Origin of the sequence: Paenibacillus polysaccharolyticus, assembly GCF_023714295.1 — a bacterium.
Taxonomy (GTDB): Bacteria; Bacillota; Bacilli; order Paenibacillales; family Paenibacillaceae; genus Paenibacillus; species Paenibacillus polysaccharolyticus_A.
In genome coordinates, this window is sequence record NZ_JAMAUN010000001.1 from 1,432,256 (window position 1) to 1,457,225 (window position 24,970).

Annotated in this window: 22 protein-coding genes and 1 pseudogene; 17 read left to right on the forward strand and 6 right to left on the reverse strand. The window is 43.1% G+C overall.

The features are described from left to right. The first annotated feature begins 83 nt into the window (after positions 1 to 83). From M3629_RS06745 to M3629_RS06760, 4 genes are all read left to right on the forward strand, one after another. Complete coding sequence (locus M3629_RS06745) at positions 84 to 2,135, forward strand: serine hydrolase domain-containing protein (RefSeq protein WP_251503399.1); 2,052 nt, start codon at positions 84 to 86, stop codon at positions 2,133 to 2,135. 245 nt (positions 2,136 to 2,380) lie between these two features. Then, the gene (locus M3629_RS06750) at positions 2,381 to 3,370 is read left to right on the forward strand and encodes an SDR family NAD(P)-dependent oxidoreductase (RefSeq protein WP_251503400.1); all 990 of its coding nucleotides are present in this window, start codon (positions 2,381 to 2,383) and stop codon (positions 3,368 to 3,370) included. A 307-nt stretch (positions 3,371 to 3,677) separates the two neighbouring features. Next, positions 3,678 to 4,571, forward strand: a complete 894-nt coding sequence (gene murB / locus M3629_RS06755) for a UDP-N-acetylmuramate dehydrogenase (RefSeq protein ID WP_251503401.1) — start codon at positions 3,678 to 3,680, stop codon at positions 4,569 to 4,571. Between the two features lie 199 nt (positions 4,572 to 4,770). After that, positions 4,771 to 5,490, forward strand: a complete 720-nt coding sequence (locus tag M3629_RS06760; protein ID WP_251503402.1) for a hypothetical protein — start codon at positions 4,771 to 4,773, stop codon at positions 5,488 to 5,490. Positions 5,491 to 5,512: 22 nt separating this feature from the next. Here the strand turns inward: M3629_RS06760 and M3629_RS06765 are convergent, their stop codons facing one another. Further along, complete coding sequence (locus M3629_RS06765; protein ID WP_251503403.1) at positions 5,513 to 6,283, reverse strand: DUF817 domain-containing protein; 771 nt, start codon at positions 6,281 to 6,283, stop codon at positions 5,513 to 5,515. Between the two features lie 225 nt (positions 6,284 to 6,508). Between M3629_RS06765 and M3629_RS06770 the strand changes: the two genes are divergently transcribed. The 7 genes from M3629_RS06770 (at position 6,509) to M3629_RS06800 (ending at position 11,992) form a co-directional block, all read left to right on the forward strand. Beyond that, positions 6,509 to 6,853 (forward strand): YojF family protein, encoded by a 345-nt coding sequence (locus M3629_RS06770; protein WP_090915805.1) that lies wholly within the window; start codon positions 6,509 to 6,511, stop codon positions 6,851 to 6,853. 20 nt (positions 6,854 to 6,873) lie between these two features. Beyond that, positions 6,874 to 7,551 (forward strand): bacillithiol biosynthesis deacetylase BshB2, encoded by a 678-nt coding sequence (gene bshB2 / locus M3629_RS06775; RefSeq protein ID WP_251503404.1) that lies wholly within the window; start codon positions 6,874 to 6,876, stop codon positions 7,549 to 7,551. 195 nt (positions 7,552 to 7,746) lie between these two features. Then, on the forward strand, positions 7,747 to 9,234 hold the full coding sequence (locus M3629_RS06780; RefSeq protein WP_251503405.1) for a right-handed parallel beta-helix repeat-containing protein: 1,488 nt from the start codon (positions 7,747 to 7,749) through the stop codon (positions 9,232 to 9,234). Then, positions 9,231 to 9,833: a nitrous oxide reductase accessory protein NosL gene (locus tag M3629_RS06785; protein ID WP_251503406.1), complete on the forward strand. Its 603-nt coding sequence runs from the start codon at positions 9,231 to 9,233 to the stop codon at positions 9,831 to 9,833. The genes M3629_RS06780 and M3629_RS06785 overlap by 4 nt, the downstream gene beginning before the upstream one ends. Before the next feature lie 24 nt (positions 9,834 to 9,857). Then, positions 9,858 to 10,679, forward strand: a complete 822-nt coding sequence (locus M3629_RS06790) for an ABC transporter permease (RefSeq protein WP_251503407.1) — start codon at positions 9,858 to 9,860, stop codon at positions 10,677 to 10,679. After that, positions 10,672 to 11,385 carry a heme ABC exporter ATP-binding protein CcmA gene (gene ccmA, locus M3629_RS06795; protein ID WP_251503408.1) on the forward strand — a complete coding sequence of 238 codons (714 nt, stop codon included), beginning with the start codon at positions 10,672 to 10,674 and terminating at the stop codon, positions 11,383 to 11,385. Before M3629_RS06790 ends, ccmA begins: the two co-directional genes overlap by 8 nt. Positions 11,386 to 11,398: 13 nt before the next feature. Further along, positions 11,399 to 11,992, forward strand: coding sequence for a redoxin domain-containing protein (locus tag M3629_RS06800; protein WP_251503409.1), 594 nt, complete (start codon positions 11,399 to 11,401; stop codon positions 11,990 to 11,992). 75 nt (positions 11,993 to 12,067) lie between these two features. Here the strand turns inward: M3629_RS06800 and M3629_RS06805 are convergent, their stop codons facing one another. Next, positions 12,068 to 12,406, reverse strand: a complete 339-nt coding sequence (locus tag M3629_RS06805; RefSeq protein WP_244159198.1) for a hypothetical protein — start codon at positions 12,404 to 12,406, stop codon at positions 12,068 to 12,070. Positions 12,407 to 12,454: 48 nt separating this feature from the next. Beyond that, positions 12,455 to 12,586, reverse strand: a pseudogene (locus tag M3629_RS28625) (TetR/AcrR family transcriptional regulator); the annotation flags it as partial. A gap of 205 nt (positions 12,587 to 12,791) precedes the next feature. Here M3629_RS28625 and M3629_RS06810 point away from each other — a divergent pair. Continuing rightward, the gene (locus M3629_RS06810) at positions 12,792 to 14,306 is read left to right on the forward strand and encodes an NAD(P)/FAD-dependent oxidoreductase (protein WP_251503410.1); all 1,515 of its coding nucleotides are present in this window, start codon (positions 12,792 to 12,794) and stop codon (positions 14,304 to 14,306) included. A gap of 262 nt (positions 14,307 to 14,568) precedes the next feature. Here the strand turns inward: M3629_RS06810 and M3629_RS06815 are convergent, their stop codons facing one another. Beyond that, positions 14,569 to 15,141, reverse strand: coding sequence for a flavin reductase family protein (locus tag M3629_RS06815; RefSeq protein WP_251503411.1), 573 nt, complete (start codon positions 15,139 to 15,141; stop codon positions 14,569 to 14,571). Positions 15,142 to 15,266: 125 nt separating this feature from the next. Between M3629_RS06815 and M3629_RS06820 the strand changes: the two genes are divergently transcribed. The 4 genes from M3629_RS06820 (at position 15,267) to M3629_RS06835 (ending at position 19,427) form a co-directional block, all read left to right on the forward strand. After that, positions 15,267 to 15,611 carry a winged helix-turn-helix transcriptional regulator gene (locus tag M3629_RS06820; protein WP_154889219.1) on the forward strand — a complete coding sequence of 115 codons (345 nt, stop codon included), beginning with the start codon at positions 15,267 to 15,269 and terminating at the stop codon, positions 15,609 to 15,611. 235 nt (positions 15,612 to 15,846) lie between these two features. Beyond that, positions 15,847 to 16,521 carry an MBL fold metallo-hydrolase gene (locus tag M3629_RS06825; RefSeq protein ID WP_251503412.1) on the forward strand — a complete coding sequence of 225 codons (675 nt, stop codon included), beginning with the start codon at positions 15,847 to 15,849 and terminating at the stop codon, positions 16,519 to 16,521. Positions 16,522 to 16,823: 302 nt separating this feature from the next. Continuing rightward, entirely contained in the window at positions 16,824 to 18,248 is a 1,425-nt protein-coding gene (locus M3629_RS06830; protein ID WP_251503413.1) for a glycoside hydrolase family 1 protein, read from the forward strand. Between the two features lie 3 nt (positions 18,249 to 18,251). Continuing rightward, a complete protein-coding gene (locus M3629_RS06835; RefSeq protein WP_251503414.1) occupies positions 18,252 to 19,427 on the forward strand; it encodes an MFS transporter in 1,176 nt (391 codons plus the stop codon). Between the two features lie 102 nt (positions 19,428 to 19,529). On the opposite strand, the gene M3629_RS06840 is transcribed toward M3629_RS06835, so the two are convergent. Then, positions 19,530 to 20,273 (reverse strand): MurR/RpiR family transcriptional regulator, encoded by a 744-nt coding sequence (locus M3629_RS06840; protein WP_154889211.1) that lies wholly within the window; start codon positions 20,271 to 20,273, stop codon positions 19,530 to 19,532. A gap of 266 nt (positions 20,274 to 20,539) precedes the next feature. On the opposite strand from M3629_RS06840, the gene M3629_RS06845 reads away from it, so the two are divergent. Further along, complete coding sequence (locus M3629_RS06845; protein WP_251503416.1) at positions 20,540 to 22,423, forward strand: beta-glucoside-specific PTS transporter subunit IIABC; 1,884 nt, start codon at positions 20,540 to 20,542, stop codon at positions 22,421 to 22,423. Between the two features lie 160 nt (positions 22,424 to 22,583). On the opposite strand, the gene metE is transcribed toward M3629_RS06845, so the two are convergent. After that, positions 22,584 to 24,881, reverse strand: coding sequence for a 5-methyltetrahydropteroyltriglutamate--homocysteine S-methyltransferase (gene metE, locus M3629_RS06850; protein ID WP_251503418.1), 2,298 nt, complete (start codon positions 24,879 to 24,881; stop codon positions 22,584 to 22,586). Positions 24,882 to 24,970 lie beyond the last annotated feature (89 nt).

Genomic DNA, 24,970 nt, shown 5'->3' on the forward strand with positions numbered 1-24,970 from the left:
TTCGGGGTTCTTTTCCGCAGGCCACGTCTTTGCCAGATATGATGAATTCATTCAAGTATATCGATCTGAAGGAGGAATTCTGAATGAAAAGGATCATTACGGTTTTATGTGCGTTTATGCTTGTCATCATGCCTGTAGCAGATGTTAAAGCTGAGGCGACAGAAAAGCAGACAACCCAAGCGAAAGCTAAACAACTCGCTGACATGCTGGTTCAGAATTATGGCGTCACAAGTATGCAATATGCGATTATGGACAAAGGTGAAATGATTTTATCGGACGGTGCTGGATTTCATGATAAGGCGAGCCAGAAAACCGTGGACAAAGATACCATGTACGGTATAGGCTCCGTAAGCAAAATGGTGGTGACAACTGCGGTCATGATGTTGGTCGATTCTGGTGAGGTTGACCTGGACCAGCCACTTACTACGTATATTACCGATTTCAAAATGGCAGACCCCCGCTATAAAGAAATCACACCGCGTATGTTAATGAATCATTCATCCGGGTTGTACGGTTCGCAGTATGGAAACAGCATTCTTTTTGATGATAACGACACACGCAATCATGATGAACTACTGATCAAACTTCAGGCCGAACGTCTCAAGTCTAAACCCGGGGAATACTCCGTTTATTGCAATGATGGCTTTCAATTGCTGGAGATTCTGGTTGAGCGCGTGAGTGGGCAAAGTTACAGTAAATATGTGGAACAGTTTATCAGCAAGCCGCTGCATCTGAATTCAACGAAGACGCCACTTGATTCGTTCAATAGAGACAAATTAGCTGGAACCTATTGGCCAACTTTTAAAGCAAAGATGCCTGTTGAAAATGCCAATATCATCGGTACGGGTGGCATTTATTCAACGGCTGAGGAGTTAACGCAATTTGCTGAGGTACTGATGGGTAACCGCCCGGATCTTCTATCCAAGGCTTCGGCTAAAGCGATGCAAAGTCCAGAATATCGCAAAGGCATATGGGTGTCTGACGAAATCAATTCGTTCAACTACGGACTCGGCTGGGATGCAGTAGAACTTGCTCCATTCAGTGAGTATGGCATTAAAGCACTGACCAAGGGCGGCGATACGATCATGTATCACGCTTCATTAATTACGATTCCAGAGCACGACATATCCATGGCTGTGTTATCTTCAGGTGGATCTTCTGTTTTTGACCAGATGTTTGCCTCTAAAGTGTTGCTGGAAGTACTGAAGGAACAGGGCATTATTGACAACATTAAACCGGATCGTAGCTTCTCTCCGCCAGTTCAGACCAAGATGCCTGCTGAGTTGCAAGATTACTCCGGTTTGTATGGAACCGTTGGTGCAACAACGGAAATTAATATTCAAGACGGAGCATTCACATTACCAGCTATGCTGGGCGGACTAATTGCTGAACAAAAGTATGTGTATACAGGTGACGGGTATTTTACCAGCAAGGACGGAAGCGTGAAGGTGAGTTTTGTAAAGGAGCGGAATGGCAAGACCTATGTTAAAGTCCAAGGATATCTTAGCTTGCCGGGGCTGGGACAGATGGGCATGAGCACGTACGATTATCAAAAGCTGGAGCCTAACAAGCTGGATGCAGTTACCCAAGAGAAGTGGGCTGCACGGAACGGTGTGAACTATTTTGCGCTGGACGAAAAAATCACATCGCTCTTCTACCTGGTTCCATCACAGCTTATTAAAAATTTTAAGGTCAACGCAGAGCATGGCTATGTAAATGGGACGCAAATCAAGGATTTCAATTATGCCGTTAATGTTGCGGAGATTCCAGTCATGAATGGCCGAGATGCATTCGACTTGGAATTAATGATGAAAAAAGATGCTGAGATTCTCACGCAGAACGGACAGCAGTACATCTCGGAAAAGGCGATTCGGCCTATTTTCAGTGGGAAATCAGGAATTGCGACTATACCAGCTAACGGTCAAGCTCGATGGTATGCGATTGACGGGAAATCAGCTGAAAAAACGATAACGGTGGATTCTCCTAAGCACGGCGGTTATGCGATTTATGATGATCAAGGTCAGGCGCTACAGTTCTCTATCGCGACTGGGGAACAGTCCACGAAGCTACCTAAGAAAGGCTTTATCGTATTTGGAGGTAACGCCGGTGATGTTTTCCACATTCGTCTGAAATAAAGAAATAGAAATGTTTTAATGTTTCAGTACATTTAAATATAAGTATATGGAAAAAGCCGCCGAATGGCGGCTTTTTTGTTCATCCTGATGGCGAATGAAGATCAATGGTGAATTTTCAGGATAGACGATTTAACGGGCATGATTTGACTTCGAGTTTACTCTAGGGTGTAGACTGATTATAGAAGTCCTAACAGGGATAAGTACTATAAGCAGTTACAAGTGCAAATATGAAGGAGCTGAGTCAGATGAACATAAACAAAGAGACAAGAAAAGTTCAGCATAACATACATTCAGGTTTTGACAAGAGCAGTACAGCAGATGAGGTTTTACGCGGAATGGATCTGTCAGGGCGTCTCGCCGTAGTGACAGGTGGATATTCCGGTCTGGGACTGGAAACAACACGTGCATTGGTTCGAGCGGGAGCATATGTTGTTGTGACAGCGCGCAGACCAGATGTTGCGCGTGAGGCTTTGGCCGATCTTGAGAACGTGGAAGTGGATGAGCTTGATTTGGCTGACCTGTCCAGTGTCGCTGCCTTTGCAGAACGTTTTCTGGCAAGTTCACGCAGTATAGATATGTTAATCCTGAATGCAGGTATCATGGCCTGTCCAGAGACCCGGATTGGTCCGGGATGGGAAGCACAGTTTGCTACGAACCATCTGGGACATTTCGCGCTAACCAATCAATTGTGGCCTGCGCTGGTCAGTGAAGGTGGAGCCCGTGTCGTTTCGCTTTCCTCTGCAGGACATCATTTCTCCCCAATCCGCTGGCATGATATTCATTTTGAACAGGGATACGAGAAGTTCCCGGCATACGGTCAGTCCAAAACAGCGATCAGCTTATTCACGGTAGAGCTCGACAGACTTGGCAAGCAGCATGGAGTTCGTGCATTTGCTGTACATCCGGGTGGAATCATGACTCCATTACAGCGTTATATGCCCAAAGATGAGATGGTTGCTCTCGGTTGGATTGATGAATCCGGCAACGTGGCTAATCCGGGCTTCAAATCACCGGAGCAGGGGGCAGCAACCCAGGTGTGGGCTGCGACTTCTCCCAAGCTTGAAGGCATGGGCGGTGTGTACTGCGAAGATTGCAATATCAGTGAGATGGCTCCCGAAGATGGGGGTTTTTACGGCGTGAAGCCATATGCGATTGATGCAGAACAGGCGGAGCGCTTATGGGCGTTATCTGCTGAATTGACGAAGACGGATATTCCAGATAACGATCGTGGATGAAGCGGACTTCTATTTAGAAGATAGAGAATGTTAAGAATATGTGGTAGAATGTTCAGGGCGCTGCGGTTGTTACTTCCGCAGCGCTATTGCTTTTTTTTGATGCCGTACAATCTGAAAATGGTTGTTCATTTATAATTTAACTTGTATTCAAGTATCTATTTAGTAAACAGGCGAATATCATTATAGTAATACATTTGAATTTCATCAGTCTGTAAAGGGAAATATAAGGATAGATTGTCATTGGAGTGTGTTTCGATTTACAATGTAGGAATCATGTTCTTTTTGAAGAACGCAGGGAGAGAAAATCATGAATATTTTTGAAAATCACATACCTAACGAAAAAGTAAAATTTAATGAACCTCTAAAAAATCATACGTTTATCCAAATTGGAGGCAAGGCCGATATTCTCGTTCATCCAACGACGGTGGAGGAGATTACTAAAGTGGTTGAAATTGCGAACAGCCATCAGCTGCCGCTGACCGTTATTGGTAAAGGCTCCAACGTTATTATTAAGGACGGAGGCATCCGGGGAGTCACGATTTCGCTTAGCCGCTTCGATCAGATCGAAGTCAGTGGAACACGCATCATGGCACAGAGCGGCTCCGATATTATTGACGTATCCAGAGCTGCTTTGGCACATAGCCTGAAGGGTATGGAATTCGCCTGTGGCATTCCTGGCAGTACAGGAGGAGCTCTTTACATGAACGCTGGCGCTTACGGTGGTCAGATCGCGGATGTCATTGAAAAGGCGACGGTCATTACCCGTGAAGGCAACGTTGTTGTTATCCCTCGTGAAGAGATGAAGCTGAGCTACCGGAACAGTCTCTTCAAGATGGATCATTATATTATTTTGGATGCCGAGTTTACGCTTAGCGAAGGCAACCAAGAGGAAATCTCCAGCAAGATGAAGGAATTAACGTTCCTGAGAGAATCAAAGCAGCCATTGGAATACCCTTCTTGCGGAAGTGTGTTCAAACGTCCAGAAGGACATTTTGCCGGTAAACTAATTCAGGATTGTCAATTGCAAGGCACTCGCATCGGAGGGGCTGAAATCTCAACCAAACACGCAGGATTTATCGTGAATGTGGATCACGCCACTGCCAAGGATTATGAGGATCTGATTCAGTTTATTCAGAAAAAGGTGTGGGACACGTTCCAGGTGGAATTAGAAACTGAAGTGATTTTCCTTGGAGAATATTAATTCAGTGAAGGCTGGAGCACTAAAGCACGTGTAAGCCATGACTAGAATATGAGTCGTTAATAAGATGGAGCCGCCATATGGCGGCTTTTTTGCTATATCTTATAAGAAGTGAAAAAACGATTATGATAATTTTGGTAATATTAGATGGGTTTATATGTTATATTGTTAATTTATCTGTTTTCAAGAAGGAGGCTCGAACATGAGTAAAGGAAAAGGAATGACTCTCAAGATTATAGTCGCAACGATAGCGCTCTTAGTACTCTCAGTGATATCCGTATACACATATATGTATTTAAAAGAAAAACCGGGTGGTCTGGCGGATCAGACATTGTCCAAAGCTATGGGGCTGGACGAAATCATGTCGATTCCGATCGGCAGTACGCCAGAGGATGCAGTTCAACAATTCAGAGCGTCGAGTCCTAATGTCCGTTTAGTTCATCAGGAGCCTGTGGACGACGGCATGATCGTGTTTACGCAGAGAACGAACAGTGAAGCATCAAGTAATATGCAGCTGGAGTACGTGCGAAAAAATAGTTTTGGGTGGAAGTGGGTATGGGGCGGAGGTTATGGAATCGGAGATGTGGATCCGTCTGAGTATGCATTGTATTATATGAACTTACCGAAGCTTGAAGGGATAGAAACTCCTTTTCCAATGGTGTTTGGTACAATCGAGCATCCGGGTATCCAGCGTGTAACTGCTGAAACAGAACAGAATGGCTCCATGTCCATTACTGAAGCCAAGTTGATCAGAACAGATATGGAAGAGTATATCTGGTTTGTGATGCTGCCTTCATCGGAGGGTACACCCTATACCATTAAAATATATGATGAAGAGGGAAAACAAGTGGGCAGCAAACAAAATGAAATGGTAAATGATAGCGGATCATTGACGCTGGGGAAAAGGTCAGCGTCAATGTGATCCGGACATGTTTTTCTTTAAATTATTTTGCTGTGCGATTGGCTTTCACGTGTTTGAGCTGAGCGACGATGATTACACTGATAATAACCAGCAGAAACCATGAACTGATCTTGCTGAAGCTTACCAGTTGCCAGCTCTCATGTTGATCCGGATATTTCCAGCCATTGAAGAAGGTAGCGATATTTTCTGCCAGCCAGATAAAGAAACCTACAATGATGAAAGCAAGAGACAATGGCATACGGTAGGTTGTATGGCGCACCCGGTAGATAATCCAGGTTTTCCAGAAGACAACAAAGACTAGTGCTGTCAACCACCAGCGAAAATCCGGGATAAAGTGGTGGGTGAAAAAATTAAGATAGATCGCTGCGCCGAGTAACATGGAGGGAACCATGCCCGGCCAGCCGGTCATATCCATACGCAGTCTTCGCCAGATCTGACACATGAAGCTGGCTACACTGGCGTACATAAATCCGCTGTACAGCGGAACGCCAAATATTTTGCTGTATGCGGGCTCCGGGTAAGACCATGATCCCATATGTACTTTGTAAATTTCGAGTAAGAGACCGATTACGTGGAATACACAAATAACCTTGATTTCGTCCAACGTTTCCAGTCCAGTTCGAAACATCAAATATTGAACAGCAAGCAGAATAAGCAGAATGGCATCATAGCGGTGGATATAGGGAAATGGAATGACCGTTGAAAGAGCCAGCGTACCAAAAATGGCTACGGGAAAAATGCAGCTCATGGCCTGATGATAGCCAAAATGCAATAACTGAATGATTGATTTCATAGGAAGTAGCTCCTTTTGACACTTCTGATCTGGAGTAAATTTGAGTGTGCATGATCACTAATATTAATCTAATCGATTTTGTCCCATTTGAAAAATAGAAAAAAATAAAGAAGAAAGTTCATATTTTTGTCTGTCATTTTATGCAACTGAGCAGCTTTAAATGTATATTCTTTGATGCATATGATAAAATGGAGTTCATACTTTACAAGAAACAAGGAGGCCGTCATGCAACTGATACAACCACAAGATATCCAGCTTCGGCTCGATCGCCTTGTTGATCAGGATGTGTATATGCATCTTGAGATGACAACGGGCGCTTACGCTCAACATTACGATAGTTCACGGCATCCGGCTTCAGCTTTTATCACCAATGCCGCCATTCGATATACGCAGGGCTCCATTTCAGGTGAGGGACCTTACCGTGTCGGTCTCAAGACGACAGATGGCTGGGTGTATGCTGAAGGGCTAACCCATATTGATGAGCAGGAACAAGATAGATTGATTATGGCCGGCCATGACACCCAGGGCAAACTGGTTGTGGCTCTGCAGCTGAGCCGAGAGAAGTTCTAATGGAAGTGGAGGAACAACATATGACAAAGAATGCACACGATGAGCATCAACGCATCCTGGTGGTTTATCCTCATCCAGACGACGAAGCATTCTCCGTATCGGGCACGTTAGCCAAATACATTGATTCTGGAGCACACGTTACATATGCTTGTCTGACGCTGGGTGAGATGGGACGTAACATGGGTATTCCGCCGTTCGCGAACCGCGTGACCCTGCCATCTATCCGCAAAGATGAGCTTATTGAAGCAGCTAGTGCGATTGGTATTCAAGATTTAAGGATGCTCGGATTTCATGATAAAATGGTAGAGTTTGAAGATCCTCAATTGCTCGATGGCAGTATTATGGCTCTTCTTGAGGAGATTAAGCCATCACTGATCTTTACATTTTATCCTGGATACAGTGTTCACCCCGATCATGATGCGACAGGAGCTGCGGTGATCAGGGTTGTTAGCCGTCTACCGCTGGAAGAGCGTCCTGTCGTTCACTGCGTAGCTTTTTCTAATAATCATGAGCAGCATATTGGCAAGCCAGATGTAACCGTAGATGTCTCCCAATTTCTGGCGCAAAAGCTGGCTTCGATTCGTGCCCATCGCTCGCAGTTTCAAGCCGCAGAGTTGCTGGGTAACCGTAAGCTGAACGATGAGGAACTTCAAGCACGCTTCGGACGTGAACGATTCTGGACCTATCCATTTGCATAATGGAACATGTCATGTCGAAAGTCGCCAATTTGGCGGCTTTTTTTCATTCAATCACAATTTGGACACAAAAGTAAGCAAGCTATAGCCTAATGGGGCTATATGGGAAATTTATCATTTTCGATACACTGTGTGAAGGACTGGGATAACGCATTAATGTAACACCAAAAAGAAGGAACGGAGGGAAGTGGTGATGAGATGGATGAAAAATGCAGAGGAATTGGGGGCTTATACATTCTGAACGTGAGAGATCGATGGAAGAACAATAACAAAAATACAATCAAAAATATGAACAGTAATAAACGATTCAATATCCGTAGGCTTGCAGCGAATACTCTGATCGTGATCGGACTGGGCCTCCTTCTAGTGTTTCAAACTACCGTGAATGCTACTGGAGTCACTGGAGATCGTGAATCCGTCCTACTTCAGCCCATTATAGACCAAGCGGATGCCGGAGCGGTTATTCATCTTGAACCTGGTCGATATGAAGGCCCCGTTCTCATCTCTAAAGCACTCACTCTAATTGGGGATGATTCGGTTACCATCCATAATGAACAGGAACAAAGTGCGATATCCATTCAGGCGGAAGGTGTGAAATTGGAAGGGTTTACAATCGAACATAACGGTCGTCAACCAGCAGCAGCTGTGCAGATTACGGGCAGCAATAACGAAATATCCGACCTTAAGATTCGTACCAAGGGGGCTGGTTTGCTTCTGCGTGATGCAGCTACTTCTGTAATACGAAATAATACGATTGAATGGGCAGGTGCAAGCACAGCATCCAGCAGTCAAAAAGGCAACGGGATCGATCTCTACAATTCGCATAACAGTAGGATTGAAGGGAATCAGATTGAGGGTGTGCTCGATAGCATCTATGTGGAGAACAGCCGAAACGTAGCGGTGAACAATAATCGTTTCATGCAAACCAGGTACGGTATTCATTGCATGTATATTGATGGATCATCTGTTACGAATAACACAGGAGAAGGTAACATGACAGGTGCCATGATCATGGGGGTTAAAAATACAGTTGTATCAGGCAATACCTTTCGCAAACAAAGTTCAAATGTTCATTCGCAAGGTATCTTGCTCTATGACGTGCATCAGTCCAAGATCCACAGCAATACAGTAGAGGGCAATCGTGTGGGTATGAATATCGCTGAATCCTCGGGCAATGAAATTGATGACAACGGCATAATCCGTAATTTCGTTGGAATTCAGATGGTGCTTGCTGAGGGAAATGAATTTAAGCAAAATCGATTTGTTTCCAACGTTATTGATGCCTCGACAATGGACAGCAAGGATAATATTTTGAAAGAAAACTATTGGGATTCCTTTCAGGGATTGGATCTGAATCAGGATGGAATCAGCGAGCTTTCCTATGCGCTCAACCCGTTTTATGAACAACTGGTGAGCCGAAATGCTGCTTATCAACTGTTTTTTCAATCCCCGGGCATGGTCTTTCTCAGTGAACTGCACTCGGTAGGGAAAAGCAACTGGACAACAGATGAATCACCGCAGATGAGCATTGTGAAAAAGCATACTGAAGTTGCTGCAACATCGGGAACATCCGAGACAGATAGAACAAATGTGGGAACCCGGTCAAGTCCGGTTACGATAATTGGTTTACTTTTACTTGGTTTGTCTGCTAGTACGATGATCTATATGGGGGTATGGAGAAAATGAATAAACGATGGATTTTGGCAATGGTGTTGCTGTTAGGGACTTTGATGTTAACGGCTTGTGGGCAGAAGTATGCGGCTGTGCCCATTAATGAGGACGTGGATATCTGTGCGATCTGTAACATGCAGGTAAAGGATGATGCGTTTGCCACACAGCTTACAACGAAGGACGGTAAAAACTTCAAGTTCGATGACCTTGGCTGCATGAATGAATGGAAAAAAGAAAACGGTACAGACAACATTGGCATGGACTATGTGCGTGATTATAACGATAAGGAATGGATCGAATTCAATAAAGCGACCTATGTATATGACCCTTCACTCAGAACACCCATGGCTTATGGCATTGTTAACTTCAAGGATAAAGCTTCTGCCGAGGCATTCGTGGCCGAGCAGGGAGTAGGAAAGGTTATGACTGCGGATGAACTTGCTTCTCATGATTGGACTCAGAATATGGATAACTTGAATATGGACGGAGACGGGCACGGGCATGGTCACGATGAGGGCGGGACGGATCAAGGCTCGAAGCATGATATGGGAGAAGATATGAGCAGAGATATGCATCAAGAAGGTGGGTCGAAAGAAGGATCAGGCAGCCACTGATGCTGATAGGGGGTGCTGAAGCCGATGTCTGATATGTTACAAATAACAAAACGAGAGTTGAAAACGGGGTTTCGTAACCCCTGGTCATATTCGTTTCTCGTTCTTTTTTGCACATTTAGCTTAAGTTTATTACTACTAAATGCACAGAATCCAGTAGAAGGATACTCGGGCACGACAGGTTCTATGCTGAACCTTATCCTCTATCTTTTGCCGCTAATGACGCTTTTTCTGGGTTCATTCTCATTGACTGCTGAAAAGGAAGACGGAAGCTGGCAGCTTCTATCGACGTATCCCATCGGTACGTTATCGTTCATTACAGGCAAATATCTCGGACTAGCCGCGGTGCTGCTACTCATCGTGACATTTGGCTACGGCCTGATGGGGCTCGTTAGCGGGTTGCTTGGCAATCCGATCGATCTACTGACCTATCTACTGTTTTTAGCGTTTTCTTGTGGACTTGTGCTGTTATTCCTAAGTGTTGCATTGCTGATCGGCTCACTGTCTCGCAATCGCTGGCAAGCTTTAACGATTTCCGTATCGATCTGGTTCTTTGCCGTTATTGGCTGGCCTACATTATTACTTGCGATATTAGGGCTAATGCCGTACCTCTGGATCAAACCGTTGCTGGTGGTGTTAACTTTTCTGAACCCGGCTGAATTGGTACGTCTATTTATTGTGATCAAGCTCGGCGGCGGTTCTATCCTGGGGCCTGAGTATTATCAATGGGTAACGTGGGTGCAACAGCCATGGGGAAGTACCCTATTTATAGGGATATGTCTGTTATGGATAAGCTTCTCCATTCTCATTGTCTACGCTATCTGGGAAAGGGGGCGCTCTCGTGCTTGAACCGGAAGTTATTGTGAACGGACTAGGCAAACAAATTAAAAGTCAAAAAATTGTAGAAGATATATCCTTTCAACTTGGTTCCGGTCAAGTATTTGCAATATGCGGCGGGAACGGTGCGGGGAAAAGTACCTTGCTACGTATGCTGGCAGGCATTCTGCGTCCAACGTCAGGGGAAATTATGGTGAATAACGTACGCTGGTCACAGGATCGCAAGCGGTATGCGAATCAGATTGGGTATATGCCGGATGACTATCAGTTCAGCCAAGGGCTTACGGCCGAGGAAACTTTATTATTCTGGGCCTCTCTGCGTAAACTTCCCCGAGATAGGGTGCAGGAAGTATTAGCGATGGTTGGACTGGACGAGCAAAAACATAAACGGGTAACGACCTTTTCCAAAGGGATGCGGCAACGTGTATTGTTTGCTCAGGCGATGCTTGCAAAGCCTGCTCTTCTGATCATGGACGAGCCTACCAATGGATTAGACCCCTTTTGGATGCAGGAGTTTGTGCATTTGCTGAGAGGGATCAAACAGGAAGGGCATATGGTTGTGTTCTCCACACATCAGCTTGAAGTGGCGAATGATATCGCAGATCAGGTGATGTTTATGAATCAGGGGTGTAATGTCGGGGAAGGCACCGTAGAAGATATTCGGAATCAGTATGGTTCACTTCATGCTGCTTTTCATCAGAGTCTGGGAATAAAGTGAAGGTGATGTGAACATGCAAAACAAGCCGCAAAGTATGGATACGAACAGTGCACAACAGGACGGACAAAAAAAGACAGGGTCGAAAATAAGACGGGTTGTTACGATGTTGATTGCACTGGCAGCATTGGCTACAGGTATATGGGCTGTGCTGACAAATTTATCGGACTCTGTTTCGAAAAGTAGGAATCCAATTCGTACAGGAGTCGAGGCTCCTGATTTTACAGCGGTTAATTCCAAAGGGGAGCAAGTCCAGTTGTCTGATTACCGGGGCAAAGCCGTGATGATTAACTTCTGGGCATCCTGGTGCACGCCATGTGTAAGAGAGATGCCCTTGGTTCACGAGCTAGCGCAGCAAAATCAAAACAACGTGGAGACACTGTTTGTTAATGTGGGGGAGAGCAAGGGCACAATTAACGAGTTTATGAAAAGTCATCAGTTCGATTTTCCAGTGATCATTGACGCAACGGGCAAAGTATCCAAGCTGTACCGTATCACTGGCCTGCCAGCCACAATGGTTATTGACCAAGCGGGACAGTTTAGCCATATTTTGCTCGGTGAAATAACGGAAGATATTCCTTTGCAGCAATGGCTGGAGGAAAGGTTGTGAATGTTGATGATTAGCCAAATGAAGCAAATACAACTCACTCTAAAATCAGCCATTGATTTGAAAGTGAGTTGTTTGCTATTCCAACATGATTTTCTCATTAACCATTTGATAATAATACTCATCCATCTGTTCTGCCGTAATATCTTCTTCAAGATGATATATCCACCACGTCACAAGTAAACTAATGACTCCTGAATGATATTCGGCTAAAAGTTCAATTGGAGCTGAAAGCTGTTTACCTCTTCGTTTTAGTTCGAGAAAATCTCTTCTGGAAATATCTCCGATATAAGTTTTGAAAAAATCAGTAAATCCTTTATCATTCTTCTGATTTTGAACAATCGGTTCTAATAAATTCTCCAACATGAATCTGGATAAGCTTTGCAAGGGCTGCCGTAGCCGATCTTCTATATTCATGTGTAAATAATCCTGAAGCACCCAGGTTAGTGTCGAGTGTAACAGTGCAAATTTATCCTCGAAATGTTTGTAAAATGTGGTACGGTGAACCATCGCTCTGTCGCATATTTCATTAATCGTGATATTACTGAATGATTGTCCTTGCTCGGATAACAGATTTTTAAAGGCAGTGGTTAACAACTTTTTAGTTCGGGCAACTCTTAAATCAACCTTTTTCTCTATAATTTCATCTACACCTCCTCGATATCGTAGTTTAACTATACAGCGTCTTTATATTGATTCTTACATAAGAGAGATTTTGATTATATATTGGTATTATAAGTAATATTTTTAGCGATCTACAACCGTACATTCAATATAATTCTGAAGAAAGGATGAAGTTGAAATGTCTGACATGAAAAAAGCGATAGTCATTGGGGCAGGGATTGCAGGGTTGATTACTGCCAGAATGTTAGCTGACTATTATGACGAGGTATGTGTGATTGAAAGGGATGAGTTCCCTTTGAATCCAGATAACAGGCAGGGTGTTCCTCAATCATTTCATCCACACCGTGTACAACCACGTGGCGCACTTATTATGGAGCATTACTTCCCGGGATACAATGATGAGTTAATCCAGATGGGAGCGATATCTTCGCATGATGAGCAGTTCCAGATTGCTAACCGATACGGCACATTAGTCAACAAGGAGGACTCTTCTTCGTTTGAAATTGCATCGTGTAGCAGAGCTTTGCTGGAATGGGTGCTGCGCAAGCGAATCCAGAATATGTCTCAGATCAGCTTTTTAACAAACAAAGAAGTGACTGGACTAATCGTATCTGAAGATCAGCGTGCCATTACCGGCGTTTATACCAAAGAAAGAAGCGGAGAAAAGAAGGAAGAGCGAATTCCAGCAAATATGGTTATTGATGCTTCTGGACGTTCCTCCAAGATCATCAGATGGCTTAATAAGATCGGATTAACAGTACCAGAGCCTGAAGTGCTTAAGGTATCTCTTGGTTACAGTACCCGGTATTACAAAATAAAAGGCTCCATTCCGAACGAATGGGTGATGTCTGACTCCGATCCTGAGCGAGGTATTCGTGCAGGTATATTTACGCGTATTGAGGATGATATTGTTGGACTCATTCTTTTTAATGCAGGAGGAGATGAATACCCGTCTACTCAGCCGGAGGAGTTTCAAGAACAAATCAAACATCTGTTTGCAGCAGATAAAATCGTCGGACTTATGGAGCAATTAGAGCCCTTGCAAGGGCCTAGAGGATACCGTATTTCCGAGTCTGTTCGTCAGCATTTTGAACTGATGGAGAATTGGCCTTCGGGCTTACTCGTTCTGGGTGACGCATTGTGTGGTTTTGATCCTATTCACGGACAAGGCATAACTGTTGCGGCGATTGAAGCCGAGACGATAGGCAAATGTCTGGAAGAACAGCGCATACAACATGAACCACAGTTTGAGCGTAAGGTGTTACAGCGTATGCAGCAGGCCATCGAACCGGCTTGGTGGCTTAGTTCTGTGGCTGACATGCGTTGGAAAGGGGTGGAACATGGAGGACCTTACGAACTGAAAGGAGTTACTTTTGGTCAGAAATATATCAACTTATTTACGAAGAAAGCGATGGAAAAAGCGGATCAGGAAAAAGACAACTATCTCTTCTCTATGCAATTCCTGATGAATGCGCTGATCCTTCCTCCAAGTGAATATTTTAATTGTGACGTGCTGAATATGATTCTGGACGATAATGGTTCAGAAGAGGAGATGGAATTAAGGGCAGAGCTTGGTGTACATGATTCTGATTTGTTCCAGCAAAGATTGGATGAGATTCTTCCATCATTTGAACTGGAGTATGATGAGCAGATTAAACAACTGCTGGAATCACTTCAGCCTGCGATGAGCTAACCCTTTCATTGTAAAGTATTACTAGCTTCCTTAACCATTGAATATGCTTTTAAGCGGAATTTGACTTATCATTAATAGTGAAAGATGAACTTAGCTTTAACCCCAAAACACAAAAAGAGTCGCTATTAGTAGCTACTTTTTTTGTGTTTTTTTGTATATTTCAAAAAAGATTCCCCTGTTCGTACTGAGAAAATTTATATTATCTCTTTGATCATTTCATGTAACCAAAATGGAAGTTGAGAGTTTTCTTTACGGATGTAATTTAGTCTTTACCAGGTCCGTGATTAAATTTAGTACCTTTTCCAATCGCATAGAATTGACCGCCAGCCACATAGTGTACTGTACGTAATTCATCAGGAGCATCATCAAAAATCCAATGTCCGTTGTTGAATACTCGATCATCACTCCAAGCAGCGACAATTTCACCCATGAAAAGATCAAGTTCTTGTTCATTTTGAGAATTGGGGATAACCTTGCATACTAGCCAGCCAGCGGAACCTTCAACTAGTGGTAAATCAAACTCTTCTTGGTAAAAGATTGGGATATGTTCAAGTTTGTTGTCCATTCCTTTAGCGCTGTGCTCACCAACATACAAGACCGTTTCCATTTGTTGAACAGTTGGAACATGTACTACATAGTAACCACTCTTTTCAACGAGTTCACGTGTGAAAGCTTGTTTGCCGATGTATGCCATCACTTTATTATTTCCCACCAGACCGACCCAAGCGGCTGCCATTACATTTTCTATCCCATCGTGTTTAGCAGAAATCATGGTTGTTGGACCTACTTGCAATAAACGGTATGCTTTCTTTAAATCAACAGGCGTAATTGCCATTATTTATTCACCTTTTCATTATTAGCTTATTTTCTTGTTGAACACTGATGTATAGTATAATGCAAGCATAAAAAAAGAATAGTATGCACTTTTTAGTGAGATACTATCCAAAAGGAGAGTATTAGATGATTCCAAGTAAAACAAAAAATGAAAAAGAAGACAGCAATGAATCATTTGTGTATACCTTATCGCTAATTAGTGGTAAATGGAAATTACATATCTTATTTTTACTACTGAAGGAAGACATTATGCGTTACGGTGAGTTGAAAAGAGCGCTTCAAGGAATTACACACAAAATGCTCAGTAATCAATTAAAAGAGCTGGAGGCTGATTCGCTCATTACACGCCATGAATACTCACAAGTACCGCCTAAAGTTGAGTATTACCTTTCAGAGCGTGGCAAGTCCCTCATCCCTGCTCTGCAAGAGCTATGCAAGTGGGGAGTAGATCATATGGATGATGAACTATAAGTTGCGAGTCATTCTGAATACAGCACTAAATAGTGAGAAACCCGGGTGAATTATAACCTTGGGTTTCTTTCATTTTCAAATGAAAACGTACAAAAAAGAAGAAGAGAAGGCATCTTTTTTAGCTATGTTTGTAGCATTAAGTACCAAACCAATAAGAGAGTGAGCTGAAAAAGTGTTGACTTCTGACTTACTTTAAGTAATATAATATCTTTGCGAATTGAAGGAGTGAATGTCTATGTCTCAACCGAATACCGGAATCAAAACGATAAAGCTAGAAATGGAATATTATGGAGAACCATTTATAGTATATCCAACATTGTTATGGGATGAACAGAATGTAGTGCTCGTTGATACGGGCATTCCTGGGCAATTGCAACAAATCCGTACGTTACTCGAAACAGAAAATTTCGGCTTAGAGAAGCTGACGCATATCATCATTACGCATCAAGATGGGGACCACATTGGCAGTCTGCCGGAACTAGTCCAGGCAAAGGAGAACGAGGTGACGGTACTTGCGCATGAGGAGACTGTACCCTATTTGACCGGAACCATTCCGCTTATCAAAAGTAAAGCTTTCGCACCGTCCGTGCACGTTCATACCGCATTAAAGGATAGAGACATTCTGCCCTTGGCAGGTGGTATTCAAGTTGTCTTTACACCAGGACACACACCAGATCATATGTCGCTATATCATATTCCAACCCAAACGTTAATTGCTGGTGACGCTTTAAATGCGGAAGATGGTCGTCTCTTGTCCTTTAATGACGAGCAAACTTTGGATCATACGACTGCGCTAGAGTCAATTGCCAAACTGTTAGAGCTTGATATTAAAAAAGTGATTACGTATCATGGTCACGAAGTTACGAATCAGATTAAGGAAAGTCTCCAGAACTTTGTAGATATGAAATAACTTATCATGGATGAAGTCGTCATTTTGGCGGCTTTTTTCTATTTTGTTACATAACTATGATGGCGTAGTTGAATGCAGTTACCCTTGAGCTTGCACGCATTAAGCTTCTGAAACGCTGTGTTACTTTTATGTTACAAATGTGAATCTCTGATACCTTGTACTAAATACGAAATAACATGTATTTTATGCACTAATCTATGTAACATAAGTTGTGAAAACAAATACAAGATAAAAAACCGATACAGCGTGATTCGTTTTATATCCAGATCCGCAGAAGGTTTAAAAGAAAGGTGGCTTACCAAATGAGTCAAGCATTTCAATTTCCTAACGGTTTTTTGTGGGGAGGTTCCGTCTCTGCAAACCAAATAGAAGGTGCATATCAAGAAGATGGAAAAGGACTTTCCATTCAGGATATCATGCCAAACGGCATTCAGACACCTCCGACGAATGAACCGACAGAGGATAATATGAAGTTATTTGCGATTGACTTCTATCACCGATATAAAGAGGATATTAAACTCCTTTCCGAAATGGGTTTCAAAGTTTTTCGTACGTCGATAGCTTGGTCCAGAATCTTCCCAAAAGGGGATGAACTTGAGCCAAACGAAAAAGGTCTCCAATTTTACGATGATCTCTTTGACGAGTGCCTGAAATACGGGATTGAACCTTTAGTTACAATCTCTCATTATGAGACTCCGTTACATCTCGTTAGAGAATACGATGGCTGGGCGAACCGAAAAATGGTCGATTTCTATGAACGATATGTGCGAACCATTTTTGAAAGATACAAAAACAAAGTGAAGTATTGGCTCACATTTAACGAGATTAATTCGATTCTTGAACACCCGTTTGCAAGTGGCGGGATTAACACCCCTAAGGATCAACTTAGCAAACAGGCCCTGTACCAAGCGGTTCACCACGAGTTTGTTGCAAGTGCACTGGCGGTTAAAATTGGGCACGAAATTAACCCGGATTTCAAAATTGGTTGTATGGTCATTGCTATGCCGATTTACCCGTTGACTCCTGACCCTAATGATATGATCAAAGTGATGGACGCGGATCATAAGAATACAGGCTTTACGGATGTTCACGTGCGTGGTTATTACCCGGGTTACATGAAACGTTATTTGAAAGATAACGGAATTACCATTCATTTCGAGCCTGGTGACGAAGAAATTTTGAAAAATACCGTTGATTTTATTTCCTTTAGCTATTATCAAAGCAGTTGCGAAACGGCTGATCCTGCCAAGCAAATTAAAGGAGAAGGAAACCTGATTGGTGGTGTTCCTAATCCGCTCTTGACTGCGAGTGATTGGGGTTGGCAGATTGACCCTCAAGGCTTAAGGTACATCATGAATGCGATGTATGATCGTTATCAGAAGCCATTGTTCATCGTTGAAAATGGATTAGGAGCCGTAGATGAACTGATTACGGACGAAAATGGTAACAAAACCGTTATTGATGACTATCGCATTAAATATTTGAAGGAGCACTTGCTTCAAGTCGCTGAAGCCATTAAAGATGGTGTTGAATTAATGGGATATGCATCATGGGGTTGCATTGACTTGGTGAGTGCAACAACTGCAGAAATGAAAAAACGGTACGGATTCATCTATGTAGATCGCCATGATGATGGTTCAGGAACATTGGAACGCTATCGTAAGAAGTCCTTCCACTGGTACAAAGATGTCATTGAAAGCAACGGGAGCAGTTTGTTTCGGGAGTAGAAGATGAGAAAAAAAAGTATATTTTTAATTATTGCATTATTTGTTGCTACATTGAATTTGCGCCCAGCTATTAATTCTATATCTCCACTGCTAGATACGATTCGGGAAGATTTGGGGATGAGCGCTGCACTAGGCAGTTTGCTAACGTCAATACCTGTATTATGTATGGGCGTATTTTCACCTTTTGCCGTCAAAGCAAGTGGGAGATGGGGAATAGAGCGAATCATTGGATATTCCCTGATTGTGGTGGGAATCGGAATAGCCACTCGGCTATTTACACAGTCTACGTCCGTTTTACTTTTATCTGCATTGATCGTAGGTATCGGGATCGCTTCGATTGGCCCGTTAACTTCAGGCTTTATTAAAAAGTATTTTCCCGATCATGTTCCATCTATGATTGCACTCTATAGTATTGCAATCACTGTAGGGGCTGCGGGCAGTTCAATGGTATCCATTCCCTTAGAGGCATATTTCAATTCTTGGCAGATCGCAGTAGGAGGGTGGGCAGTCATTGCCTTTGTAGCAGCGATCATGTGGTGGATCATGGTGAAACCGAAATCTGAATCTGCTCATGTGAGTGGAATAAAAGAACGTCCGCAAATTAAACTTCCCTGGGGAAATAGAAGAGCATGGACGATTACGCTCTCATTTGGATTAATGGCGATGTTGTTTTATTCTTTTACAGCGTGGCTCCCGTTGATGATTCAGGAAATGGGGTATAGCAAATCCTATGCAACGCTTTGTCTGACCATATTTGTTGTCATCCAAATTCCGATTAGCTTTGTACTTCCTGTATTATTGAAGAACTTTCCCTCAAGAAGAGTATGGTTGGTTGGTGAATCTCTGTTCATGATTGTTGGGTTGGTTTTATTGATGATGAATTTCATGCCGATGGTTTCTGTTGTACTCTTTGGAGTTGGGGCAGGGGGCTTGTTCACTTTAAACCTGATGTTACCGATTGATTCTACAACCAATGTGAACGATGCTACTTCCTGGTCAGAGATGCAGCAATCTGCTGGATATGTCATTGGAGCGATAGGTCCAATATTGCTAGGCTGGATTCATGATGCTTCCCATAGCTTCACACCTGCTATGATTGGAATGATGGTGATCATCATTCTAATGATCATGACACAAATTGCAGCAACACGGAAGAAAAAAGGAATGGAAAGAGCTTAAAGTAAGCATTCATTTGAGAACTATAGCAGCGTAAAAGAGAGTCGAAATGACTCTCTTTTTGTTTGCGTAAATTTAGAAAGAATGGATGCTCCACTATAACTCTTATTCTAGTTTTGCAATAAGATTGTAAACCTCTTTACCTAGCCATTCTAATAAGAAAATAACAGGTGTGTGTGTAGTGAGGTCAATACTTCCGAGATACTCTTCTTTTACATAATATGGAATGCATACATCTGAAATTTTAGCCATGGTAGATTGGCGATTATTTGTAATTGCAATAATTTTATGCTTATCCTGCTTGATCCGCTCGAGATAAGGTTGAACATATGGGTTTTCACCTCGTGTAGACAAAGCAATCGTAATACTGTCTTTTTGAATTCTCGTATGAATAGGATAATGAGGATCTTTTATGTACATAGAGAATATCCCTAAATTTGAAAATAACCTAGCTCCATATTCACCCATTACTCCAGAGCTTCCGATACCAATAAAAATGACATTACTAGCTGTAGCAATTAATTTCGCTGCTGCTGAAATTTTTTCCACCAATTCAGGAGATTGAGAATGTTCAAAAAACGCATACACGGCATGATGAGGACTTTTCAACTCTTGCTTCGTTAATTTATCTTTTTGGGAAACGAGCATCTTAAGTTTTACTTTAAATTCGGAAAATCCCTCACATTGATTCTTTCTGCAAAATCGCAGAATGGTGGCTGTAGATACATGAGTTTCATTGGCCAGTTCTCTAATACGCATGTAAGCCACTTTTTCCATGTTCTGAGAAATATAGTTGTATAAAGATAGTTCTAAATCGTTATAGGATGAGATTTGCTCACTGGTGAACATAAATATGCACTCCTTAGACCATAGTCAAAATAATAAGTAGCCTGCTTAGACAGTATATATTACCTACGATTTAGAAACAACGCGTTACACTTTTGTAACAAAAATCATTTCGTGTCAAAGCAAAATAAACACTTAAATCATATATATTTTCTTCCCTGTTCTGAGTAACATGACGTTATAACATATGTTTTGTACTTCCATTATATCTGGCCAGACGCGTCCATGGTCAGAGAATACCTTATTCTACGTCGAAGGAGCCTTACAACATGGATAAACAACAATTGTCCAAAGATATTATCAAACTGGTTGGTGGGGAAAAGAATATCGAACAAGTTACACACTGTATGACTCGACTCAGATTCAATCTGAACGATAACAATCAAGCTGACAAAACTACGTTGAAAAACACACCTGGCGTTATGGGTGTAACGGAAAACGGCGGACAGTTTCAGGTGATTATTGGCAATGAAGTTTCCGAAGTGTACAAAGCACTAATGAACAATATGAGCAATAAGCCTAGCGCAGAGAGTGCTCCAAAAAGCGAAAAGAAACAAAGGAATCCGATTAGCGCATTGTTTGATTTCATCTCGGGCATGTTCACGCCAATCCTGCCAGCCATTGCTGGCGCAGGTATGATCAAAGGGATCATATCCATTCTGGTGGCTGTTGGTTGGATGACGAATACAAGTTCAACCTATATCATTTTATCCGCCGTTGGCGATGGTGCATTCTACTTCCTGCCTATACTTCTAGCCGTTAGTGCTTCGAAGAAAATGGGTAGCAATGTTTATGTAGGAGCTGCCTTAGCTGCTGGTCTTATGCACCCTACCATTGGAGCCTTGTTTCAAGGGGGGAATACATCGTTTGCAGGGATTACAGTTATTGCTACATCCTATGCTTCATCGGTTATTCCCATCGTCATCGCAATCTGGATCACTGCTTACGTGGAGAGAGCGATAGACCGTATTACGCATGCTTCACTCAAAATGATTATTGTACCAACGGTAACGTTACTTATCATGGTACCACTAACCTTGATCGCGATCGGACCACTGGGTGGTATTATTGGAAACGGTTTATCTGGAGGTATCAGATGGTTATTTGATAACGCATCCATTTTTGCAAGTATTTTGATTGGTGGCACAATGTCTGTACTGATTATTACAGGCATGCATTATGCACTGTTGCCGCTTGCAGTGGGTTCGATTGCAACACTTGGTTACGATTTTATCGTTCCGTTGATGTTCGCAGCTAATATGGCCCAGGGTGGTGCTGCATTTGGGGTTGGCTTCAAGTCTAAAAACACCGATACCAAATCACTTTCTTATTCGACAGGACTGACCGCTCTTATGGGGATTACGGAGCCTGCCATGTACGGCATTAACATGAAATTCAAAAAACCATTTATTGCAGCGCTCATTGGGGGCGCAGTCGCTGGAGCGTTTCTGGGAGCCTTTTCGGTTAAAGCCTATTTCATTAGCACAGTAGGTCTTCCGGGAGCTGCCTCATATGTGGGTCCAGACATTAGTAACCTGCTATATGCACTGATTGCTGCTTTAATTGCATTCGTTGTAGCTAGCGTCATTACTTATATTCTGGGCTTCCAGGAAGACGTACCTGCACCATCAGCAACGTCTGGAACTATACCTGTAGTAACTGAAGAGACTAATGTAGTAGCTGAAGATATTAAATTACAGGATGAACAAATATTCAGCCCAATCAGTGGGGAGGTTAAGCCACTTAGCGCGGTTCCAGATCCTGCTTTTTCAGAAGAAATGATGGGTAAAGGATTTGCCATTCAACCTTCAGAAGGACGTGCAGTTTCCCCGGTTAACGGCATAGTATTCTCTGTTTCCAAGAGTGGTCATGCTATTGGTCTCGTAAGTGATCTTGGCGCAGAGATGCTGATTCACATCGGGATTGACACGGTAAAGCTGAAAGGCCAATTTTTCTCGCCAAAGGTACAGGCTGGAGCAAAAGTATCCGTAGGCGACCTATTGATGGAATTTGATCGTGAAGAGATCGAAAAAGCGGGTTACAGCATGATTACGCCGGTCATTATTACAAACATGCATCAATATACCGATGTGGAATCAGCTGGTCGTACCCATATTCTTGAAAAAGAATTGATGTATACAGTCAAAGTTTAATCTGGTTCCTCTGAACAGGGAGAATACTATAAAAAATCGCAATCCTGCATGATCAGGATTGCGGCTTTTTCAGTGTTGCTATTAGAACAAAACAGAGACTATGCAGATTAAGTTTATCTGTTATTAAAACTTCCATACGAATCATCAGTTGTAAGCTTATCTAGTTCAGAACAGGAGTAGCATTGTACTTCGCTCGGGCAATCCGGGTAGCATCTACCATGTTTCTTAGTGAAGCTACGGTTTCTTCCTGTCCACGGGTTTTCAGACCACAGTCCGGATTAATCCAGAACAGCTTCGGATCAAGCACACGCAAGGCACGGTCAATCATGTTGCTCATTTCTTCGACGCTTGGTACACGCGGGCTATGGATGTCGTATACGCCAAGTCCAATACCGAGCTCATACGTATTCTCTTCAAAGCTGTGAATTAACTCCCCATGGCTACGCGATGTTTCAATGGAGATGACGTCGGCATCCATTGCTTCGATAGAATCAATCATATCGTGGAATTCGCAATAGCACATATGGGTATGAATTTGGGTAGTTTCCTGTACGGTGCATGTCGTAATGCGGAACGCTTTGACCGCCGAATCCAGATAATGAGCTTGTTTGTCTTCTTTGAGTGGCAAGCCTTCACGAACGGCAGGTTCATCGACCTGGATCATGCCTATGCCTGCATTTTCAAGCGCTTCAACCTCTTGTCTGAGTGCGTACGCTAATTGATATGCGATGGTTTCCCGTTCAATATCATCCCGTACAAAGGACCAGTTCATGATGGTGATCGGGCCTGTCAGCATGCCTTTAACAGGACGGTTTGTCTTGGACTGTGCGTACTTCGTTTCCTCAACCGTCATTTCACCTACAAATTCAACATCTCCAAAAATAACAGGTGGTTTCACGCAACGTGATCCATAGGACTGTACCCATCCATATTGTGTAAAGGCAAATCCAGCCAGCTTCTCGCCAAAAAATTCAACCATATCGGTGCGTTCAAACTCACCGTGAACCAGCACGTCAATACCAATCTCTTCTTGAATGTTAATCCAGCTGTCAATCTGATCGCGGATAAAGGAATCGTATTGTTCATTGCTCAGCTCGTTTTTACGCCATTGTTGGCGAGCTTTTCTGACCTCCGTTGATTGCGGAAAGCTGCCAATCGTTGTTGTCGGGAACAAAGGCAATTGCCACTTTTCTTGCTGTGCTGCGTGACGTTCTGCAAATGCACGTGAGCGGTTAGGCTCTTGTACACGGATGGAAGCAACGGCTTCCTGCACGGCTTTGCGGTTACGATCTCCGGAGCTTTGCAATGCCTGTAGTTTTTGCTCGGCGTCTTTAATTTTAGCGGTGATGTCCGCATCAGTGCTGCGGATTGCTTGGGTCAAAATAACGATCTCATCCAGCTTTTCATCCGCAAATGCAAGTGCATCTTTGAGCTCAGCAGCAAGTTTAGCTTCACGTGCTGTTGTGACAGGTACATGCAGCAAGCTACAGGAGGATTGCACTATTAACCTTTCAGGGGTAACGAGTGAAGTAAGTGTCTGGAGTAATGTCAGCTTGTCTTGAAGGGATGCTTTCCAGATGCCGCGTCCATCAATGATACCCGCACCCAGCACTTTGTCTGCCGGAAAACCATTCGTTTGAATAGATTGCAAGTTACCTTCCAATCCATGTACGAAATCAAGACCGATACCTTGAACTGGCAAGCTGATGATTTCGTTGTAGTTTTCAACGGATTCGAAGTAGGTTTGTAACAAGATATTTAAGCCAGGAACTGCGGATGCAAAGGCTGCATAAATCTTATTCAGGCGCTGAACATCCGCATCATTCAATTTCGTTACGAGCACCGGCTCATCAATCTGTACCCACTGTACGCCAGCATCTGCAAGTTCTTGCAGCACTTGAGTGTAGAGAGGAAGTAGCTGATCCAGCCAAGTGTCTGTTTCGGAGGCATCATAGCCTTTGGAGAGCTTCAGGAAGGTCAGCGGTCCAACGATGACCGGTTTGCCTTCAATGCCGAGCTTCTCTTTGGCTTCAAGGTATGCGATCAGCGGTTTATTCTCGGTTAAAATCGGCGAAGCATCATTCAATTCAGGTACAATATAGTGATAGTTCGTATTGAACCATTTGGTCATTTCACTGGCTGCGGCATCTTTCGTTCCACGGGCGATGCCGTAATAGGTGGAGAGAGGCACAGCACCTCCGGTATAAGCAAAGCGTTTTGGCACAATACCAAACATCACGGCTGTATCCAGAATATGATCATAATAACTGAAATCGTTCACTGGAATCAGATCGATACCTTTGGCTTGTTGCTTGCGCAAATGATCTAAACGAATCTCTTGTAATCTCGCGTGGAGTTCGTTTTCTTGTAATTTTCCTGACCAGAAGGCCTCAAGTGCTTTTTTCCATTCCCGATCGGCTCCGATTCGCGGGTATCCCAATACGCTGCTTTTTGTCATTTGCCATAACCCCTCTGCAATGTGTTAACAACAAGGTATCACAGAAGTATGGTTATTAAGTAATTCCATTAAATTATATCCAGCTATAG

What these genes read in the sequence shown, in the direction of transcription:
- M3629_RS06805 (WP_244159198.1), bottom strand. Translation starts at nt 12,406, where the DNA reads ATGAATATAGAAGATCGGCTACGGCAGCCCTTGCAAAGCTTATCCAGA.
- metE (WP_251503418.1), bottom strand. Translation starts at nt 24,881, where the DNA reads ATGACAAAAAGCAGCGTATTGGGATACCCGCGAATCGGAGCCGATCGG.
- M3629_RS06780 (WP_251503405.1), top strand. Translation starts at nt 7,747, where the DNA reads ATGGATGAAAAATGCAGAGGAATTGGGGGCTTATACATTCTGAACGTG.
- M3629_RS06750 (WP_251503400.1), top strand. Translation starts at nt 2,381, where the DNA reads ATGAACATAAACAAAGAGACAAGAAAAGTTCAGCATAACATACATTCA.
- M3629_RS06815 (WP_251503411.1), bottom strand. Translation starts at nt 15,141, where the DNA reads ATGGCAATTACGCCTGTTGATTTAAAGAAAGCATACCGTTTATTGCAA.
- M3629_RS06765 (WP_251503403.1), bottom strand. Translation starts at nt 6,283, where the DNA reads ATGAAATCAATCATTCAGTTATTGCATTTTGGCTATCATCAGGCCATG.
- M3629_RS06770 (WP_090915805.1), top strand. Translation starts at nt 6,509, where the DNA reads ATGCAACTGATACAACCACAAGATATCCAGCTTCGGCTCGATCGCCTT.
- M3629_RS06835 (WP_251503414.1), top strand. Translation starts at nt 18,252, where the DNA reads ATGAGAAAAAAAAGTATATTTTTAATTATTGCATTATTTGTTGCTACA.
- M3629_RS06820 (WP_154889219.1), top strand. Translation starts at nt 15,267, where the DNA reads ATGATTCCAAGTAAAACAAAAAATGAAAAAGAAGACAGCAATGAATCA.
- M3629_RS06785 (WP_251503406.1), top strand. Translation starts at nt 9,231, where the DNA reads ATGAATAAACGATGGATTTTGGCAATGGTGTTGCTGTTAGGGACTTTG.
- M3629_RS06760 (WP_251503402.1), top strand. Translation starts at nt 4,771, where the DNA reads ATGAGTAAAGGAAAAGGAATGACTCTCAAGATTATAGTCGCAACGATA.
- M3629_RS06810 (WP_251503410.1), top strand. Translation starts at nt 12,792, where the DNA reads ATGTCTGACATGAAAAAAGCGATAGTCATTGGGGCAGGGATTGCAGGG.
- M3629_RS06825 (WP_251503412.1), top strand. Translation starts at nt 15,847, where the DNA reads ATGTCTCAACCGAATACCGGAATCAAAACGATAAAGCTAGAAATGGAA.
- M3629_RS06790 (WP_251503407.1), top strand. Translation starts at nt 9,858, where the DNA reads ATGTCTGATATGTTACAAATAACAAAACGAGAGTTGAAAACGGGGTTT.
- M3629_RS06830 (WP_251503413.1), top strand. Translation starts at nt 16,824, where the DNA reads ATGAGTCAAGCATTTCAATTTCCTAACGGTTTTTTGTGGGGAGGTTCC.
- M3629_RS06800 (WP_251503409.1), top strand. Translation starts at nt 11,399, where the DNA reads ATGCAAAACAAGCCGCAAAGTATGGATACGAACAGTGCACAACAGGAC.
- M3629_RS06745 (WP_251503399.1), top strand. Translation starts at nt 84, where the DNA reads ATGAAAAGGATCATTACGGTTTTATGTGCGTTTATGCTTGTCATCATG.
- murB (WP_251503401.1), top strand. Translation starts at nt 3,678, where the DNA reads ATGAATATTTTTGAAAATCACATACCTAACGAAAAAGTAAAATTTAAT.
- M3629_RS06840 (WP_154889211.1), bottom strand. Translation starts at nt 20,273, where the DNA reads ATGTTCACCAGTGAGCAAATCTCATCCTATAACGATTTAGAACTATCT.
- bshB2 (WP_251503404.1), top strand. Translation starts at nt 6,874, where the DNA reads ATGACAAAGAATGCACACGATGAGCATCAACGCATCCTGGTGGTTTAT.
- M3629_RS06845 (WP_251503416.1), top strand. Translation starts at nt 20,540, where the DNA reads ATGGATAAACAACAATTGTCCAAAGATATTATCAAACTGGTTGGTGGG.